The 18,417-nt window shown below is 26.4% G+C and carries 16 protein-coding genes; 2 read left to right on the top strand and 14 right to left on the bottom strand.

Going from position 1 to position 18,417, the window contains the following annotated elements; genetic code table 11:
* Nucleotides 1–4: 4 nt before the first annotated feature.
* The 3 genes from G8C41_RS00560 to G8C41_RS00550 form a co-directional block, all read right to left on the bottom strand.
* Nucleotides 5–4,312, bottom strand: a complete 4,308-nt coding sequence (locus G8C41_RS00560) for a CusA/CzcA family heavy metal efflux RND transporter (protein ID WP_166005788.1) — start codon at nt 4,310–4,312, stop codon at nt 5–7.
* A 205-nt stretch (nt 4,313–4,517) separates the two neighbouring features.
* Nucleotides 4,518–4,922 (bottom strand): hypothetical protein, encoded by a 405-nt coding sequence (locus tag G8C41_RS00555; RefSeq protein WP_160568974.1) that lies wholly within the window; start codon nt 4,920–4,922, stop codon nt 4,518–4,520.
* Nucleotides 4,923–4,989: 67 nt separating this feature from the next.
* On the bottom strand, nt 4,990–6,405 hold the full coding sequence (locus tag G8C41_RS00550) for an exopolysaccharide biosynthesis polyprenyl glycosylphosphotransferase (RefSeq protein WP_166005787.1): 1,416 nt from the start codon (nt 6,403–6,405) through the stop codon (nt 4,990–4,992).
* A 147-nt stretch (nt 6,406–6,552) separates the two neighbouring features.
* Here G8C41_RS00550 and G8C41_RS00545 point away from each other — a divergent pair, with 147 nt between their 5' ends.
* Nucleotides 6,553–7,656: a glycosyltransferase gene (locus tag G8C41_RS00545; protein WP_255466949.1), complete on the top strand. Its 1,104-nt coding sequence runs from the start codon at nt 6,553–6,555 to the stop codon at nt 7,654–7,656.
* On the opposite strand, the gene G8C41_RS00540 is transcribed toward G8C41_RS00545, so the two are convergent.
* Complete coding sequence (locus tag G8C41_RS00540; RefSeq protein WP_166005786.1) at nt 7,598–8,284, bottom strand: O-antigen ligase family protein; 687 nt, start codon at nt 8,282–8,284, stop codon at nt 7,598–7,600. The genes G8C41_RS00545 and G8C41_RS00540 overlap by 59 nt on opposite strands.
* A gap of 574 nt (nt 8,285–8,858) precedes the next feature.
* Nucleotides 8,859–9,281 (bottom strand): hypothetical protein, encoded by a 423-nt coding sequence (locus tag G8C41_RS00535; RefSeq protein ID WP_146105547.1) that lies wholly within the window; start codon nt 9,279–9,281, stop codon nt 8,859–8,861.
* 319 nt (nt 9,282–9,600) lie between these two features.
* Here G8C41_RS00535 and G8C41_RS10130 point away from each other — a divergent pair, with 319 nt between their 5' ends.
* Entirely contained in the window at nt 9,601–9,735 is a 135-nt protein-coding gene (locus G8C41_RS10130; RefSeq protein WP_255410565.1) for a hypothetical protein, read from the top strand.
* 177 nt (nt 9,736–9,912) lie between these two features.
* Here the strand turns inward: G8C41_RS10130 and G8C41_RS00530 are convergent, their stop codons facing one another.
* From G8C41_RS00530 to G8C41_RS00490, 9 genes are all read right to left on the bottom strand, one after another.
* On the bottom strand, nt 9,913–10,974 hold the full coding sequence (locus tag G8C41_RS00530; RefSeq protein ID WP_160568966.1) for a glycosyltransferase family 4 protein: 1,062 nt from the start codon (nt 10,972–10,974) through the stop codon (nt 9,913–9,915).
* A complete protein-coding gene (locus G8C41_RS00525; protein WP_166005785.1) occupies nt 10,971–11,987 on the bottom strand; it encodes a glycosyltransferase family 2 protein in 1,017 nt (338 codons plus the stop codon). The genes G8C41_RS00530 and G8C41_RS00525 overlap by 4 nt, the downstream gene beginning before the upstream one ends.
* Nucleotides 11,977–13,131: a glycosyltransferase gene (locus G8C41_RS00520; protein ID WP_166005784.1), complete on the bottom strand. Its 1,155-nt coding sequence runs from the start codon at nt 13,129–13,131 to the stop codon at nt 11,977–11,979. Before G8C41_RS00520 ends, G8C41_RS00525 begins: the two co-directional genes overlap by 11 nt.
* Nucleotides 13,113–14,630, bottom strand: a complete 1,518-nt coding sequence (locus tag G8C41_RS00515; RefSeq protein ID WP_166005783.1) for a lipid II flippase MurJ — start codon at nt 14,628–14,630, stop codon at nt 13,113–13,115. Before G8C41_RS00515 ends, G8C41_RS00520 begins: the two co-directional genes overlap by 19 nt.
* Before the next feature lie 261 nt (nt 14,631–14,891).
* Entirely contained in the window at nt 14,892–15,050 is a 159-nt protein-coding gene (locus G8C41_RS00510) for a hypothetical protein (RefSeq protein WP_166005782.1), read from the bottom strand.
* A 121-nt stretch (nt 15,051–15,171) separates the two neighbouring features.
* On the bottom strand, nt 15,172–16,026 hold the full coding sequence (gene rfbD, locus G8C41_RS00505; RefSeq protein ID WP_105296727.1) for a dTDP-4-dehydrorhamnose reductase: 855 nt from the start codon (nt 16,024–16,026) through the stop codon (nt 15,172–15,174).
* 6 nt (nt 16,027–16,032) lie between these two features.
* Nucleotides 16,033–16,587 carry a dTDP-4-dehydrorhamnose 3,5-epimerase gene (rfbC, locus tag G8C41_RS00500; RefSeq protein WP_166005781.1) on the bottom strand — a complete coding sequence of 185 codons (555 nt, stop codon included), beginning with the start codon at nt 16,585–16,587 and terminating at the stop codon, nt 16,033–16,035.
* Between the two features lie 8 nt (nt 16,588–16,595).
* Nucleotides 16,596–17,084 carry an acyl-CoA thioesterase gene (locus G8C41_RS00495; RefSeq protein ID WP_105296729.1) on the bottom strand — a complete coding sequence of 163 codons (489 nt, stop codon included), beginning with the start codon at nt 17,082–17,084 and terminating at the stop codon, nt 16,596–16,598.
* A gap of 155 nt (nt 17,085–17,239) precedes the next feature.
* Nucleotides 17,240–18,331 carry a DegT/DnrJ/EryC1/StrS family aminotransferase gene (locus G8C41_RS00490; protein WP_166005780.1) on the bottom strand — a complete coding sequence of 364 codons (1,092 nt, stop codon included), beginning with the start codon at nt 18,329–18,331 and terminating at the stop codon, nt 17,240–17,242.
* Nucleotides 18,332–18,417: the final 86 nt, after the last annotated feature.

Below are 18,417 nucleotides of genomic sequence, written 5' to 3'. Positions count from 1 at the left end.
TAAATTAATTGGATTGTGTTAAATAGTTTAGCTCAATTAAGGTTTGATTGTAGTTGTTCAATAAATCTAAATAGGTGGTTTGAGCATCTATAGAAGATTTTAATATACTGCAATATTGCAAATAGTCTATTTCTCCGTATTGGTATTTAATCGTTGCTATTTTTATCATTTTTTGTAGTTCTTCTGAATGTGAAGTTCCAAATATGCTTAATTCCTTATCTAAATATTTTTGCTGCTTTTCTAATTGCCTGATTCTTAAATCTAAATTTCGTGTTATCTCCTTTTTTTTAAATTCAACATTGTTATTTTCAAGAAGAGTCTGTTCTTTAATTTTTTTATAAACATTGTTAAATAAGGGAATGCTTATATTAACCACACCCGCAAAATAACTGGTTTTGCGTTCAATGCTTTGCATTAATCCGCCAATTGAAAATTCAGGTAATTTTTTGGCTTTTTCCAGAATCAATGTTTTGTTATTAACATGCAGCTCTTTATCTAATTCATCCAAGTATAGATTATTCAAACTATCCGTCAAGGGATTTTTTTCTAATTTTTTAAATGATTCAAGAGGTACTATATTTTCATCAGCACTTATTCCACATAATGAATATATCTTATTTTCAACTTCCATATTTTCTTGCTCATTTATAGTTTTTTGCTGAATTACTTGTTCTAATTCTACCTTAAAAAATTGTTTTTCCATATAATCCGTCTCTCCTTTTACATATTTTAATTCAGCTTTCTTTAATCCTTCTCTATATATGGAATCTATTCGGGTAAATAAATTATTCTTTTCTAAGATATAAATCCATTTATTATATAATTGTTCTAAATGATAGGTTATTATATGTTTTTGTAAGTTAGATTTAGCCGTCAACCATTCTAACCGGCTATCAATGAGGCTCTTTTTTTTAGTTTGTGAAAATAGATTTCCTAAATCTTGTGACACTTCCCATTGATAATCAGCATCTTTATTGTTAAATTGTCCAAAACCGATAGTCATTGAAGTAGAATTGACTGTATAGGCATATTTTTTTTCAATCTTTTCTTTCTGAATTTGCAATTGACTGGATTTAAGCTCTCTATTTTCTTTATAAGCTCTTTCTACAAGGTAGGAAAGAGAAACTTTTTTTTGAGCACTCACTGAGCCAATACTGCCTAAAAAAATTACTATGATTAGCATCTTTTTTACATTTATATTCTTTTGAAAATTTTTATTTTCAAAAACATAATATAAAGCCGGAATAACGAGTAAGGTTAATAAAGTTGAGGTTACTAATCCTCCGATAACTACAGTAGCCAAGGGTCTTTGTATCTCTGCTCCGTTTGATGTTGACATGGCCATTGGAATAAAGCCTAAGGTTGCAACCATTGCCGTTATAACCACCGGACGCAGACGGTTTAGTCCTCCTTTTTTAATTATTTCTTTGAGAGAAATATAGTTGCCTGAATTTTTCAGTCTATTTAATTCACTTACTAACACGATTCCATTTAAGACAGCAACTCCAAAAAGGGCGATAAAACCTATTCCTGCTGAAATGCTGAACGGCAATTCACGTATCCATAAAGCTATAATTCCTCCTATGGAAGCCAGGGGTACGGAGGTAAAAATTAATATTGCATCTTTAAAGCTTTTAAAGGTTGTATACAATAATATAAGTATGATTACTAAAGCTATGGGAATAGCAATGCTCAGTCTCGAAGTTGCTTCTTGTAAATTTTTAAATGCTCCACCATATTCAATGGAATATCCCGGTGGTAATTTGATGTTATCTTCTACTCTTGATTGAATTTTTTGTACCAGGGAATTTATATCGGAATTACGCACATTTACTCCTATATTAATTTTTCTTTGTGCTTGTTCCCTTGAAATCATCATTGGTCCGGATTCATAATTCACGGTTGCCACTTCGGAAACGGGAATTAAATTTTGGGTAGCCGTACGTATTGGTAATTGATCTAAATTTAAATCTTTTCTATATTTTTCATCCAGTCGCATTACTAAATCAAAACGGCGTTCTCCTTCCATTATAACCCCTGATTTTACTCCTGCTACCCAAGATCGGATTACTTCATTTAAGGTAGTTATATCTAATCCATATTGTGCTAACTTATTTCTATCATAACTTATTTTCATTTGTTTTAGCCCTTCGGTTTGTTCTACTTTTACATCGGCTGCTCCTTCTATTTTATTTATAGTCTGAGCCGTTTGATCTGCCAACTTTTTTAATTCTCTTGCATCTTCTCCATAAATTTTAATTACTATGTCTGATTTTGCTCCTGTCATAAGCTCATTAAATCTTAATTGTATTGGTTGAGAAAATTCAAAAGAAGCCCCTAATATTGTCGACAACTTTTCTTTTATTTTTTCCACTAATTCATCTTGTGTTTTGGCTGAAGCCCATTGTTTTTTTTCTTTTAAAACAATCATGATATCTGAATCTTCTATACCCATTGGATCCGTTGGTATTTCGGCCGTTCCTATTTTTGAAATTACATGTACTACCTCCGGAAAATTGTCTTTAATTATCTTTTCAACTTTTGAAGTAGTGCGTATACTCTCTTCTAATGAACTTCCGGGCTGTATGCTCATTTGCATAGCTATATTTCCTTCTTGTAAGGTGGGAACAAATTCGGCTCCCATATTAGCGAAAACCAAGAGAAAAAAAAGCCAGATTACAAAAATGCTACCTATGAGAATATAGGGTATTTGCAATACTTTATCTAAAACAGGCAAATAAATTGATTTTAATTTATTCATGATTTTATCTGCGAAGGTTACTTTGTTTTCAATATTTTTTTTAAGGACAAATGTTGACAATACGGGTACATAGGTTAATGATAATATAAAAGCTCCAACTATGGCAAAACTAACAGTGAAGGCCATGGGCCTAAACATTTTACCCTCTATTCCCTGTAAAGTCATAATGGGAATAAACACTAAAATAATAATAAGGATTCCGAAAGCTGCTGATTTATATATTTCTCCTGCTGTTTTAGATACTACGTTATCTAATTCTTTTTGAGTAAGCTTTTTTCCTAAATAGTTTGCATGTAAAACTGAAATGACCGATTCTATAATTATAATTGCCCCGTCTACAACTATTCCAAAATCTATAGCTCCTAAGGAAAGTAAATTTGCTGAAACTCCGAATAAATTCATCAGTATCAGCGCAAATAATAATGAAAGTGGAATAATGGATGCTACTATTAGCCCAGCTCTTATATCGCCTATTAAGATAATTACAACTAACATTACTATTATTCCACCTTCTAGTAAATTTTTTTTAACGGTTGAAATAGTCTTTTCTATAAGATTTGCTCTATCTAAATAAATATAAAGATCTAAGCCTTCGGGTAATGTTTTTTTAATTTGATTGATTCTTTCTTTTACCTTGTTAACTGTTTTATAAGAGTTTTCTCCTTTTAACATCAACGTGATTCCTCCAACCACTTCTCCCTTTCCATCCATTGTCATAGCTCCAAATCTTTGGGCTGAAGCATATTTTACAATCGCTATATCTGAAATTTTAATGGGTACTTGATCTTTTACTGTTATAACCGTATTTTCAATATCTTGAAAATTTTTTAGTCTCCCTTCTGTTCGTATGTAGAACAAATTATGCTTTTGTTGAATGTAACCGGATCCGGAATTTTGATTATTTTTCTCTAGTGCATTATTAACTTCTTCTAAAGTGATATTGTAACTTTGTAATAAGATGGGATCTATAGCTACTTCATATTCTTTAACTTTTCCTCCAAAACTTGAAATTTCTATTATTCCTTCGATTCCGTTGAGTTGCTTTTTAATTATCCACTCTTGAATTGTCCTTAATTCCTCAAGATTATAAGTAGATTCATATCCGGGATTAACTTTAATTATATATTGACAAATTTCTCCTAATCCTGTAGTAATAGGCATTAATTGCGGTTCTCCTATTCCATCGGGAATTTCGCTTTTAGCGATATCTATTTGTTCTTTAACCAGTTGTCTGGCTTGTATTATGGGAATGTTTTCTTTAAATACAACGGTAATTATGGATAAACCAAATCTTGAAATAGATCGTACTTCTATAGCTCCGGGAATATTTCTTAATTCTGATTCAAGAGGTATGGTTAATAATTGTTCCACTTCTTGTGGAGCTAAGGTAGGTGAGGTAGTTACTACCTGCACTTGATTATTGGTTATGTCAGGGGTAGCATCTATGGGTATATGTTTAAGAGAATATAGACCCCAAACCATTAATACTACTACTCCCAATGCAACCAATAATTTATATTTTATTGATAAATCAATTATGGTTTGAAACATGATTAAATTGTTTGAATTATGAATTGAAATGGATCATTATTCTCATTATTTAAACAAAAGTTTAAATAATGAGTTGTAATTCATCTATACTATTTTTTATGTTAAAATTAACTGTTACTTAATTTTTTGAATAGAAACTTTAGTTACGGAGAATAAGAATTAATAATATATTTATTATCTCCGAATACTTAAATCAGTTGGAATTTTAGGGATTTATTAATGGGGGAGCTCTCAAACCTCTTCCTAAAAATTTATCAGAAGTGGTTTTTGTATATGCATAGTAGAAATTTGAATCTTTATTCGAAGAATTTAATAATAAAAAATTATGCCCCAAAAAAGATTCCGGTATAATATAAATGAGTTGTTGAGAAAATTCATAATTAGAGATAGATAATTTAAAATCGTCTAAATTTTTTTCTCCTAAATTTATATGTTTGATTATATCTTCGAGTTTCTCGAATAAGTTTATAGAATGAGTATTTTTAGCCTCAGATAAAAAACATTCGTGAAAAACAATTTCAAATTTAACCTTGTGCTGATGAGGAACAAAGGAATGTGCTACAATTAGTAACGTAGCAAAAAATATGAATATTTTACTTATTATTTTCAAACATTACAAAAATATATATTTTATTAAAATAAATTATATGTTTTATGTATTATTTTACTATAAAAAATTAAATTGCTTTCTTATCTCCTCCAATAGTCTTAAATACGGTTCTCAAGATTATAATCATATCTAAATAAAAAGTCCATTTTCTAACATAATAAATGTCTGCAATTATTCTTTTTTGCATATCTTCTCTGGAATTTATTTCCCCTCTAAAACCTTTTACTTGAGCTAATCCGGTAATTCCAGGTTTAACATGGTGTCTACGACTATATCTTAATAAAAGATCATTATAATAAATATCTTGAACAACCATATGAGGTCTAGGTCCAACAACAGACATATTTCCTTTCAATACATTAAAAAACTGAGGCATTTCATCTAAACTTGATTTTCGTAATATTCTACCTAATTGAGTAACTCTGGAATCATCTTTCACAGTAGCTTTAATGTCATTATCTTTACTGTTTTTCATCGTTCGGAATTTATAGCAATAAAATATATTCCCTCCTAATCCCACTCTTTTTTGAGCATAGATTACAGGTTTGCCCGATTCTAGCAAAATTGCTATTGCAATAAGAGGGTATAGCCAACTTAAAATAAAAATTATTACAAACAATGAAAATAGAATATCAAATAGCCTTTTGATAAATTGATTCCAAAAATCATCTAAAGGAAATTTTTTAAATAACAATATTGGATACGTATCATAATATTCTAAATCCAGACTATAAAATGAATTGTATAAAGTGCTTGGAATAAATCTAATTTCTACATGAAGTTTTTGTGCTAATACGACTAATTGATCATGAACAGAATGCGAAAGTTTACCGTTTAATGAAAAAAATATTATTAATATTTCTTCTTCAAGTATAAAACTTTTTAACTTTTCTAAATCAAATTTGTATTTATTTTTTTCTATATCATCTTCAATGTTTGCTAAAAAACTTCCACAATTTACATATCCATAATCTTTTCTTTTAGACAAAAATTTTATAAATGATGGGGTATTATTATTCTCATCAATAAAAATAACTCTTATATAATTTCCTCCTAAAGTTCTATAAATTTTTAAAAATAGAAAAAGAACAGCTCTAATAAAAAAAGTAATCAGAAATAGAGATATTAAAAAATATATAGTCACTTTATTTGAAAATAGATCATCCTTTTTTAATCCTGACACAAAAAAGGTTATGACACCAAATAAAATAATCTGAAAAATGTTGTTTTTTAAAATTATTCCAATACCGGTATTCCTTTTAATCTCATATAAATGGGTTTTCAGTGAAATAAAATACCAGCTCATCAAAAGTAATATTAACGCCTTATAATGTGCATCTAATAATTCTCTTAATGAAACAACATATATACCTAAATGATAATATTGAATTTTTAAAAAATGAAAGAATAAAATAATTATGAAAACTATATCGAACAATAGTTGTAAAAAATAACTATTTTTTAAATATCGAGTATACCTCATACATCCTATAATTTATAAAAAAAAAATAAATTTATTAATCGATAAAAATAGTTATTTTTTCTTAAACCAATATTTTTTATTTTAGTATTTTAGTTTGTTTTAATATGAACATAATATTTACATAAAAATTATTAATTTCACAAAATTATGGATAAAATAAAAGTTTTACATGTTGTTGAGGCCCTTGGTGGGGGTATTTATACGTATATCAAAGACTTAACGATTTTTTTTGGAAAACAATCTAATTTATTTGATACTACTATTGCATATTGTGGAAAACGTCGTGAAGTTGCTAATATAGATATTAAAAAGGAATTATCTAACGGGGTTTCATTAATTGAATTAGATATTAATAAAGAAATTTCTTTAAAAGATTTTAAAAGCATATATGAATTATTAAATATATGTAAATCATTAAAACCTGACATTATACACCTTCATTCATCTAAAGCGGGAGTAATTGGAAGATTTGTATCCTTATTTTACAAAAAAGCAGTTGTATTTTATACTCCTCATGCTTATTCTTTTTTACGTAAAGATATTTCTTATTTAAAAAAAGAATTTTTTTATTATATAGAAAAATATACTTCCAAATTTTTTGGGGGAACGACAATTGCATGTGGAGATAGTGAATTTGAATATGGAAAAAAATTCGGCAAAACATTATTGGTAAGAAATGGGATTAATATTGAAGCTATATCAGATAAATTTAAACGTAAAATAATTAAAAATAATCGGTTAGTTATAGGTATCATTGGAAGAATATCACATATTAAAAATCCTTGGTTATTTAATAATATTGCCAAAAATAACCCTGATATAGATTTTTTATGGATTGGAGACGGAGAATTACGAGATGCTATTACTTCCCAAAATATAACTATAACGGGTTGGTTAAATCGTGAAAATATTTTTGATTATTTAAACCAATTAGATATATATATTCAAACATCCTTATGGGAGGGACTACCTATTGCCCCTTTAGAAGCTATGGCATTTCAAAAGCCGATTCTAGCAACAAATATAATTGGAAATAAAGATATCGTAAAACACGGAGAAACCGGATTTTTATTTACGAATGAAAATGATATTCAAGAATTTATTAATATCTTAAAAGATCATTTAACCCGTGAAAAAATGGGCAAATTAGGATTAGAAAGATGTATGGAATATTTTGATCTTAATAAAAATTTTACTCTTTTAAAAAATATTTATCTTGATTCCGTACATATAAATACCCAAAAAAACTAACTAAAATACAGCTAAATACGATTCCATCAAAACGAATTAAAAAATCATCTGTTATATTGGCTACTATAAATGATAGAGAATAATAAATTATTAAAGAGTTATGTAATTTAAACCCAATATAAAGTGGTAATGCCATAAAAATAATTAACAACACCAGGCCTACAATTCCAAACCTTATTAAATAATCTAAGTATTGATTGTGAACCGGAAATTTATATTTAAATAAAAACATCTGGTCTGTTTCATAGTAGTAATCAAATAGTTTTCTTTTCCCGTCTGAGGCTCCTACTCCAAACCAAATATTCCTTTTAGACAAGTCTAAAGCTGATTTCCAAATACTTATTCTTGTTACTAACGAATTGTAAATTTCACCTTCAGGATTTTCAACCTCATCAAGTTTTCCAATTTTATCCATGTTTCCAAATGAAACCGTTGTATATTTCTTTATTGTATATGGGAAAAGTGTTATAAAAATGACTATAAAGATAAAAACTATGGCTGTAATTAAAACGCTTTGTTTAATAGTAAATGAAGATTTAAATTTATATAAGGTTATAAATATTGAACCCAGTATTGAACTACAAACAGCTATCCGCGTATTGATTAAGAAAACAAAAACCAACAACATTATGTAGGTTATAAAATTAATAATTTTTTCGAAACGCCTTTTTGAGGTGATTTTATAAAAATTATATAAGGAACAAATACAACAAAACGATACAATTAAATTAAGTGCCGGTGCATGATTATTGTCTATACTTCTAGAAAAACTATATCCCATATCCCATACATCAATTCCATTAAAATAATTAATTATATTATCTTGATATAAAACCACATACCTAATTAAAAAACAGATTAATATTAAGCACAAAATTTTCGCCCAATAATTAATTATTTTAAATACATCAATTTTAAAAGGTGATAAAAGAATAAAAAAAGGAAAAAATAAATAGATAATTTTTTTTTCTAAAGATTTAAAACCATAATAAGCATAATCATTATTCCAAAACATTAAAACTTCAATTAGAAAAGGCATCGATAATAAAATTATCAACCCGTTAAATTTTATTTTGACTTTAAATTTAATAAAAATAAAAAATTGGAAAACGATATAGGCAATAATTAAAATCGTACAAATCGATCTGAATAGTATAGTACTTAATATTAATATTAAAAAAATAAAATTTATCTGTTGAAAATTATTTTTTTTTAGCATCATAAAATAAAATAAAATAAATCAATGGAAATATACCTGCTTTATGTCTTATGGAGGATCCTAAGTCTGGCTCAAATAAGCCTTGAACAATAAAAAATGAAAATGTTATATAATATGCCCAACTAATATTATTATTTTTTTTAACCCTCAAGATTTGGTCAAATTTTAAAGATAAACAAAAAAATAATCCTAGTTGCCAAATTGCAAATATAATTATCTGGGGTGATGTAGAGAAAATTGATGTGATAGGAATATTTACTACTATAAAACCATATAATATTGACACGACTTCCCCATACCATGTATTGGTCGGTAACGGAGGAATTATAGCTGATCTTGATTCTTCTTTTATTTTAGGATCATCTAATCTCTCTTCATTTAATTCCGTGCGGGTTTTATCAGACATATATCCCTTATTACCAATATTATGCACAAAACTTATAAGAATGATAACTAACAATCCGAAGATAATAATTAAAAATGTATTAAACTTAAATTTTAAAAAACTTAAAAAACTAAAAGATATACATAAAATTAAAATTGCATAAAAATAAGTCCTAAATATCATTGCAAATAATATTAATGATGAACATATTATTATTCTATTTTTTAAAATATCTTTTTTATTCCTAATTAAAAAAACAAGAAATGCACAAAATATAAATGAAATAAATTCCTTCGTTTGCATTGATATATATATACCAATTACAAAAAAAGAAAAATACATGATAATATTGGTCATTTTTGCTTTATCAAAATTTGAAGGAATTCCTATTTTAGTTAAAATATATATTAGAATCGGATATTGTATTAAAGCAACTAAAGGAAAAGGCATCCATCTCATCCCTGTAATGGAATAAAAAAAAATTGAAAACTGAAAACCTCCTATTATTCCACTTAAATTCCATGGATTATGAATAATCGTTAATGCATCGGAAAAATATTTTTTAGGTAATATAAAGCTACTGCTAATGGCTATAATTAAACCTAAAAAAGCAAAACTAAAAAATATGAATTTACTTTTTGTAATCTTCAGATTATTCATTAGTATTTAAAAATTTAAATATTTGTAATGAAATTGTATCCCATTTAAGAGATAGTTTCTTTTTATGCATTTTCTTAATTAAATAATCTCTTTGAGATTGATTTTCAATTAAATGTACTAAACCTTTCTTTAATGAATCTTTATTGGGCTCAACCCAAATACATTCATCTTGATCTAATTGTTCATTAAAACCTCCAACATTTGTACAAACCATAGGTAATTCTGAACTAATCCCGAGAGTTATAACTCCCGATTGTGTCGCTTCCAAATAAGGTAAAACTAAAATATCTGCCCAATTTAAAAGTCCACCTATTTCGACATCAGATAGGTATTTATCCTGAATTTTTAATTTATCCGTATCTTTAATTTTTAAATCATAAATGCTTTTTCCGGCAATTATACATTTATCTATTTTATCCCTTATATCTTCAATGACCTCAGCTAAAAGCTCTACACCTTTATAAGGACTAATTCTTCCTATAAAAAGTATATTTTTCCCCCTATTTATTTTAGAAGGAGAATCAACTAATGATATTGTTTCAATCAATCCATGAGGAACTATAATACTCGTTTTAATTAATTTTAACGTTTTTTCCACATTAACTTTAACATAGTTTGTTAAAAAAATTAATTTAGAGCTCAATCTAATATTTAAATTAGAATATTGTTGAAGCAAAAAACCGTTTTCACCTTTATGCAATATACCATCATGTACTGTCAATATTACGTCGCGACCTAATAATCTAAAGAGCAATATAAATGGTAAATTCCATAAATGAAAATATGGTAAATATAGAATTCTGTAATTTTTCACTATTTTAGGTAAAAGAACTAAACTATAAAATGGGAGTATAAAAAGTGTATTTAAAATAAAGGAAAAAGCTGATTTATAGGTTATTAATGATTTTTGATTAGGTATTGAAATACCTTCTATAGCATATTTAGATTTATAGTAATCGTAACTATTTTCAGGAAAATGTAAAACTATATTATCAGAATATAGTGGTAAACTTCCTGTCCTACCTAAAGATAAGATCATAATCTTACTACTCATTTCACATCATATTTTAATCCTAAAATTATTTTAAATATCATCTTCACCCTATCCCATTGCCCTCGTCTTATTCTATTAATTATGACGGGTACAAAACTTAAATAAACTGATGGTAAATGATACCATTTTAAGTTTTTCTTTGCAAAAACCAGTTTATTAATTAACAAATAATAATCTGAAAATAAAGTTTTAGATTTACCTTCATTATTTCCGTTATCTATAGTTGTTCCGTGTTTATGATAAATATATAAATCAGTAAATATTATTGATTTCCAATCTTTTTTCTTTGCTCTACTAGTATAATCCCACTCTTCAAAATACAAAAAATAATCTTCTTCGAGAAATCCTACTTCCATAAAACATTCTTTTTTTATAAACATTGAAGCTCCTATGGGTATTAAATTGTATATTGCTTTTTTAGGAATATCCGAATAATTCATGCATTCATATAAAGGAAAGGTATGAGCAAGCCAATCACTATATTTATTAGCTACACATTGTAATATTTCCGGCTGATTATAATAACACAAAGAATTTCCTATTATACCGATATATTTAGGTATTTTTTCAAATTTTTTCGAAATATTATTCAAAAAATCTACGGGTACTACAGTATCATTATTTAAGAGCCAAATATAGTCATATTTATCCTGTTTTTTTAAATATTTTAAAACAATATTATTTGCAGCTGAAAATCCTTTGTTTTCCTTTGCTCTAATAAAAACAATTTTTTGTTCAATATCTTTTAACTCATAAAATTCTTCTTCATTTAAATACAACAAATCTTGACTCGACTTTTCTGAAATTGGAAAAACCAATTCTGGGAATTTGGTTTCTATATCCGTGGAAATGTTTTGACCCCATTTCTTAAATATTTCATAATCATCATTTTTTGATGAATTATCTACAATAAACAATTGAAAGTTTTGATTGGTAGATTTTAATAATGATTCCAAACATTCTATAGTGTCTGAACATCCATTATAATTTACTATAATAATTTTATACTCCAATTTTATTATTTTTAATACTATCAACTAATGATTTTAAACATATTTGCCATGAATTATCAGAATGATCCTTATCAGGATATTTTAAAAAATAATCATTATCATTAATTATTTGTTCTAAAATAGATTTTAATTCTTCATCATTATTTTGTCCCACTAATTTTCCAAAATTTTGATTTTTTTCTATGGTATCTTTTGCCCCACCTACATCCGTTGAAATAATATAATTATTAAATCTATATGCTTCCGTATATACTAAAGCAAAACTTTCCGTAATCGAAGTTAAAACAAATACTTTTGCTTTATTATAATACTCCCATAAATCCTTTTTCTCATAAATTGATCCTGTAAAAATAATTTTATCTTTTAATTTCGGATTTTTAATATAAAACTCATTTATACTATTTTTAAACTTTTCTTCGATTGGGCCTATTAAAAAAAATTTCCAATCCTTTAATTCAGATAATTTTTCAATAGCTTTTAAAAACATTAATGTATTTTTTTCAACCGCACCTATTCGTCCAACCGTGATAACTATATTTTCTTTTTTTGTAAAAGGAATTAATTTAATTGACGATTTTTCAAGCTCCTTTTCATCGAATCCATTTCTAACTAAAAATATTTTTTCTTGTATATTTAAGTGATCTATCCACAATTTATATACTTTACTCGTTTCTAATGAAATATAATCACTTTGATTGAGCAATTTATTATATAATAAATTTTTAAAATATGATGCTTTTTTTCTCACTTCTACAATGTCTTTTCCACCATCCACTTTTAAATAAAACTTCCCATTAGGATTGATCATTTTATATAAAACGCATAATATGGCACTTGTAAACCTGAAATGAAAAGTCATTAATAAATCAATCTTTTTACCATTCTTAATAACATAAAGCAATGAAGATAAAAAAAATGATGTATTTTGTAATTTATTTAGCTTAAATATATTTATTAAGGAACGTAATTTAACTCCCTTGTAGCTATTATTTTTAAATAAATTGTTTGTTTTAGTTTTTTTATATACTATGGTTACTTCATAGGATAATTCTTTTCCAAGATAATAAGGGACTAGAAAAACATCTTTTCCTAAATGTTCTTTTTCAAAATGAGCAAAAATTAAGGTTAAATTTTTAAATTCCATTTATTTAAGTGTTGATTAAAATAAAATAAAACATTTATTCCTAACAAAGGAGTGAAAGCTAAAATAATAACTGACATTATCCCGGTTTTAAATAAGAGTGAAAAATAAATATTATTAAAATGGATAAAATGGTTTATGATTTCTCCAATTACTAGTAATAATATTAATAATAAGATAGATTTAAATAGATATAAAAATATTTTCTTCTTATTGTGAATAGATATTATATAAAGCATAATAAAAGCTATTAATAAATGAAAAAGACCTATAGATACGGGAAACGTAAATTGATAATATAGTTTATAAAAATAACAATTAAATATAATAATTCCTATTTGAGTTAAAACTCCCAATACCGCTTGTTGTTTATTTTTTAATTGAGAAATCATTACCGGTGATATATAAACATATAAACAAATGGCTATAAAAGATATGGAATATAATTTAGTTAAATGCGAAATTTGTTCTATGTTACTTATGCTAACTACTCCTTTTTTAAAAAATATATAATTAATCTCATAAGCATTTAAATATAGTAAGGGAACAAAAAAACTCACTATTAAAATTATAAATTTCAAGTAATTATAAAAGGAAGTATAATATTCTTCCCATTCTTTTCTATAAAAATTTTTAGTAAGTTGAGGAATTATGACTGTTAATATAATACTAGTAAAAACAACCTGAAATAATAAAGTGAATTTTTGTGCATAATCAATCATTGAAACAATACCTACTCCCATTTTATTGGATAAACTTTTTTCAATTAATGAATTTATTTGACCAACTATATAAGGAAAATAAAAAGGGATACCAAATACTATAAATACCTTCGCTTGAGATATAAAAGTTTTATTCCATTTAAAAATAGGTAATAATTTATTTTTTCTTAAAAAATAGATTATTACTAAAGATAAAATTAGTAAATTAAAGTATTGACCCACATATAAAGAGAAAATACCTATATATGATGTACCAAAATATATTATCCCTAAGTTAAAAAATGATGTAAAAAATGATGTTATTTCTGGTATATAAAATATATTATTTGCATTTAATATACCTATACCGATTGAAGTAAATTGCGTAAACAAAATACTATAAAGTAAAATATTAACAAATAAACAATATCTATTTAGTAATAAACCATCCACAGTGAATAAACTATGAATAATATTTTTACCGTAAAAGAAAAAAATAACTACTAGTAAAATAACCATAATAGTATAGACAAGCAATAAAGAACCCGTTTTAATTAATGCTGATTGAACCGATTCTTCCTCTTTAACTTGAACATATTTTATCCTAAAAACATCTGATATAGGATTAAAAAATGTATTGTTTAAATTGACTATAAATGCAGTAGCTATAATCCATATATCCCTATCTAAAGATAATCCAAAATACTTTGCAGAAACACTAACAATTAATAAATTTATAACAAGAGTAAGTGCCTTTATAATAAAGATGTTTAAACTAATTTTGCGTGATGAAATCGCCATTTCCTATTGAATAATTTACAATCAAATAAAAGAACTTTTATATCTCTACCCATAAAATAGAAATAATTTATTGCCCATATAATATTTATTAAAATATAGTCTATAAATATGATTGATTAAAATATTTCATTATAATATATATAAATAGCAAACTATATGTAAATATATTTTTAATAAATTAATACTTTGAAGATTTAACCAATTAAAAACTCTTAATTAGTAAAAAGTATAATTAAGAGTTTTATAGAAGTATTTATCTTCTTATTTGCTTTTTTGTGCAGTTTTAATACCAGAATCATTCCACCATTTTCCGTCAGGGGTTCTAACGAAAACGTCTCCAGTTTTACCATCAAAAACATAGGTTCTTAATCCTTCAGCAGACTCAATAACTTGGAAAGAATACCTGTTTGGTGGCGCCACTTCTTGACCGTTAACCGGTTTATCACAACTAGTAAGTAGTAGAGTTAGCCCTAACATGAAGATTGAAATAAATTTTATCATATTTTTTTTATACAAATATAGATAATTTAAATTATTATATTCATCTATTGAGCAATTCTTTTAAACTATCTTTCCATTCAGGGATTGAAATTCCAAATGTATTTTTAATTTTAGTTTTATCTAACAAGCTATACTGCGGTCGTTTTGCGGGAGTAGGATAGTCTGAAGTAGGAATAGGATTGATTTTAATTTTAGATTTACTTATTTTTTTTATTTCTTCACTAAATTGATACCAAGAACATTCGCCTTCATTTGAAAAATTGTATATTCCATAAGCTCCTATATCATTTTGTATAATAGTTAAGATAGCATCTGCTAAATCTAATGCATTTGTAGGAGATCCTATTTGATCGTTAATAACATTTATTTCTTCTTTTTCTTTAAATAATTTTAACATCGTTTTCACAAAATTATTCCCAAAAGGAGAATATAGCCAAGCCGTTCTTATTATATATGTTTTTGGATTATAGTATTGAGCTAGTATCTCTCCATTTAATTTGGTTTTACCGTAAATACCTAAAGGTGCTACTGGATCATCTTCTTTGCGTGGTGTTGATTCATCTCCTGAAAACACATAATCTGTTGAAATATGTATGAAAGTAGCTTTTTGAGAAGCACTTGCTTTTGCTAAGAACTTAACAGCATCAGCATTAAGTTTTTCGGCCATTTCAATATCTGTTTCTGCTTTATCAACAGCAGTATAGGCAGCACAATTAATTACGTAATCAAACTTGTTTGAAAAAAAATACGTTTTTACAAATATTTCATCTAATATATCTAACTCTTGAACATCTGTAAATGTAAAACTATAATTTGCAAGAGGTTTCTCTTTTAATCTTTGCTTTAAAGATCTTCCTAATTGCCCATCTCCCCCTGTAACTAATATTTTTTTCATAATCTATTATAATTCAACGGGTTTGAATTCTTTAAAAGAAATCGCATTTAAGTCTTTTTCAGAAATAATTCTATCCCCAGCATCTATTCCCCAATCAATATTTAAATCTTTATCTAAAGGATTAACACCCAATTCACTTTCCTTATGATAAAATCCTTCACATTTATAAGCAAAAATAACTGATTCTGATATTACTGAAAATCCATGTAAAAAACCTTTCGGTATAAACAATTGGTTCTTATTGATTGACGATAATTCAACTGATATATATTGCCCGAAAGTCGGAGAATTTTTTCGAACATCAACGGCAACATCAATTACTTTACCTTGCAATACATATACTAATTTAGCTTGAGAATAGGGGGGTAACTGCTGATGTAAACCTCGTATAACCCCATATGAAGACTTAGAGACATTATCTTGAACAAAATTGGGTTTATATCCTACTTTTTTTTCAAATGTATCAAGATTAAATGTCTCCATAAAAAATCCGCGTGAATCTTCAAAAAATTGCGGTTTTAAAATATAGCATCCTTTAAGTGTGGTTTCAGTTACTATCATCTATTTTTTTAACTAATTTTTTTATTTTGTTTTCTTAAACTTTCCACTCGTTCCTCAAACAAATTTTCCGGTATACTTACACATATTTCTTGAAACAAATCCAAAAAATTTTGCGGTTGAACTTCAGATTTTCGGGTAGATAAATTAAAATATATTAAAGTAACCCATAAAACAGCATGTGTCAAACTTTTGTCTTTATTTAACATTAACACTTCAACTGTGTTAGTCCTGTCTGTATATTTTACTATTTTACTAGTAATTATAATATCTTTATTATATCTAACTTCTTTGATATAAGCAATCTGATTTTGTAAAGCAACCCATAAACATCCGGTTTTTTTAGATTGTTCAAAATTATCTAACTGATAATTATCTAAACAGTGATCCTCCCTAGCATTTAGCATATAATCAAAATAACGAAGATTAGAAAGATGACCTATAGGGTCACAATCTGCAAATCGTACTCTGTATTTAGACTCAGGTTCTTTTACTTTCATAATGTGAATTTTATGATTTACTATTTGATCATATTATTAAATTAAAATTAAATACAATTTAATTTGAAAGTTACTAAATATCTATAACTAACAAAAATTTTTAAAGAATCCCGTTTTAATTTATAAATGATTACTTTTTTAAAAATATAAAATTATTATTCACTATACCTATTTACAAGTTTTGTTATTATTTCTAAATCACTATTTTCTAAACCAACATATAAAGGCAAACATAAAATTTTTTCTGATATGGACTCTGATACAGGCATTTTATTACCTTTAACATAATTTATTGTATTTAATGAAGGGTAAAAATAACGTCTGGGTAAAATATTTTCTTCTGCTAATTTTTGTAATACCTTTAATAGTATCTTTTCAGAATTAAATATAACGGGATAATAGCTGTAATTCCACTTAGTATTTTCTCTTATTTGAATTGATTTTAATCTACTAAAATCTAAAGATTCATTGTAAAAATCTACTACTTTTTTCCTTTCAGCAATTATATAATCAATATAATGTAATACGGACAAGCCCATTGCTGCTTGTAGTTCAGATATTTTAGCATTAATTCCTACACCACATATATCATTGGTTTCAGTGTATCCAAAATTATGACTATAATTTAACCTTTTCATCAATTCTGAATCTTTGCAAAATATAGCTCCTCCTTCTCCCGTATGAAATAGCTTGGTAGCATGAAAACTACAGGTACTTATATCACCATATTCGAATACGGATTTGCTGTCATGCTCTACTCCAAAACAATGCGCTGCATCATAAATAACCTTTATTTGATATTTCTTTGCAATTTTTTCAATTATTTTTACATTGCAAGGATTACCAAACACATGGGTTGCTAATATTGCCGTAGTTTTATCTGTAATTGCTTCTTCAATCTTATATTCATCTATAGTCAGATGATCCGGATCAATATCCACAAACACCGGTTTACAGCTTTCCCATATAATGGCGGAAGTAGTGGCCACAAAGCTAAAAGGTGTAGTAATAACTTCTCCTCCCTCAGCAATATTTTTCAATGCTATTTGAATAGGGACGGTACCGTTATTAGTAACTAATATATTAGTAATATTTAAATACTTCTTGAGTTTCTCTTCAAGTTTTAAAACTAATTCACCTCTATTGGTCAGCCATTGATTTTTCCAAACTTTATCTAAATATGTATTATATTCAGATAAAGGAGGTAAAAATACCTTAGTTACATTAATTCTTTTTTCCAAAATCAAAAAACGCCTTTAATTATTAAAATTTAAAAATCAAAAATATAACAAAATTTATAATTCTCACAATGAATATACATAATTTTATATTT

This window comes from Apibacter sp. B3706, assembly GCF_011082725.1.
GTDB lineage: Bacteria > Bacteroidota > Bacteroidia > Flavobacteriales > Weeksellaceae > Apibacter.
Note: the sequence above shows the minus strand (reverse complement) of the source record. Positions and strands in the feature narration are given on the sequence as shown.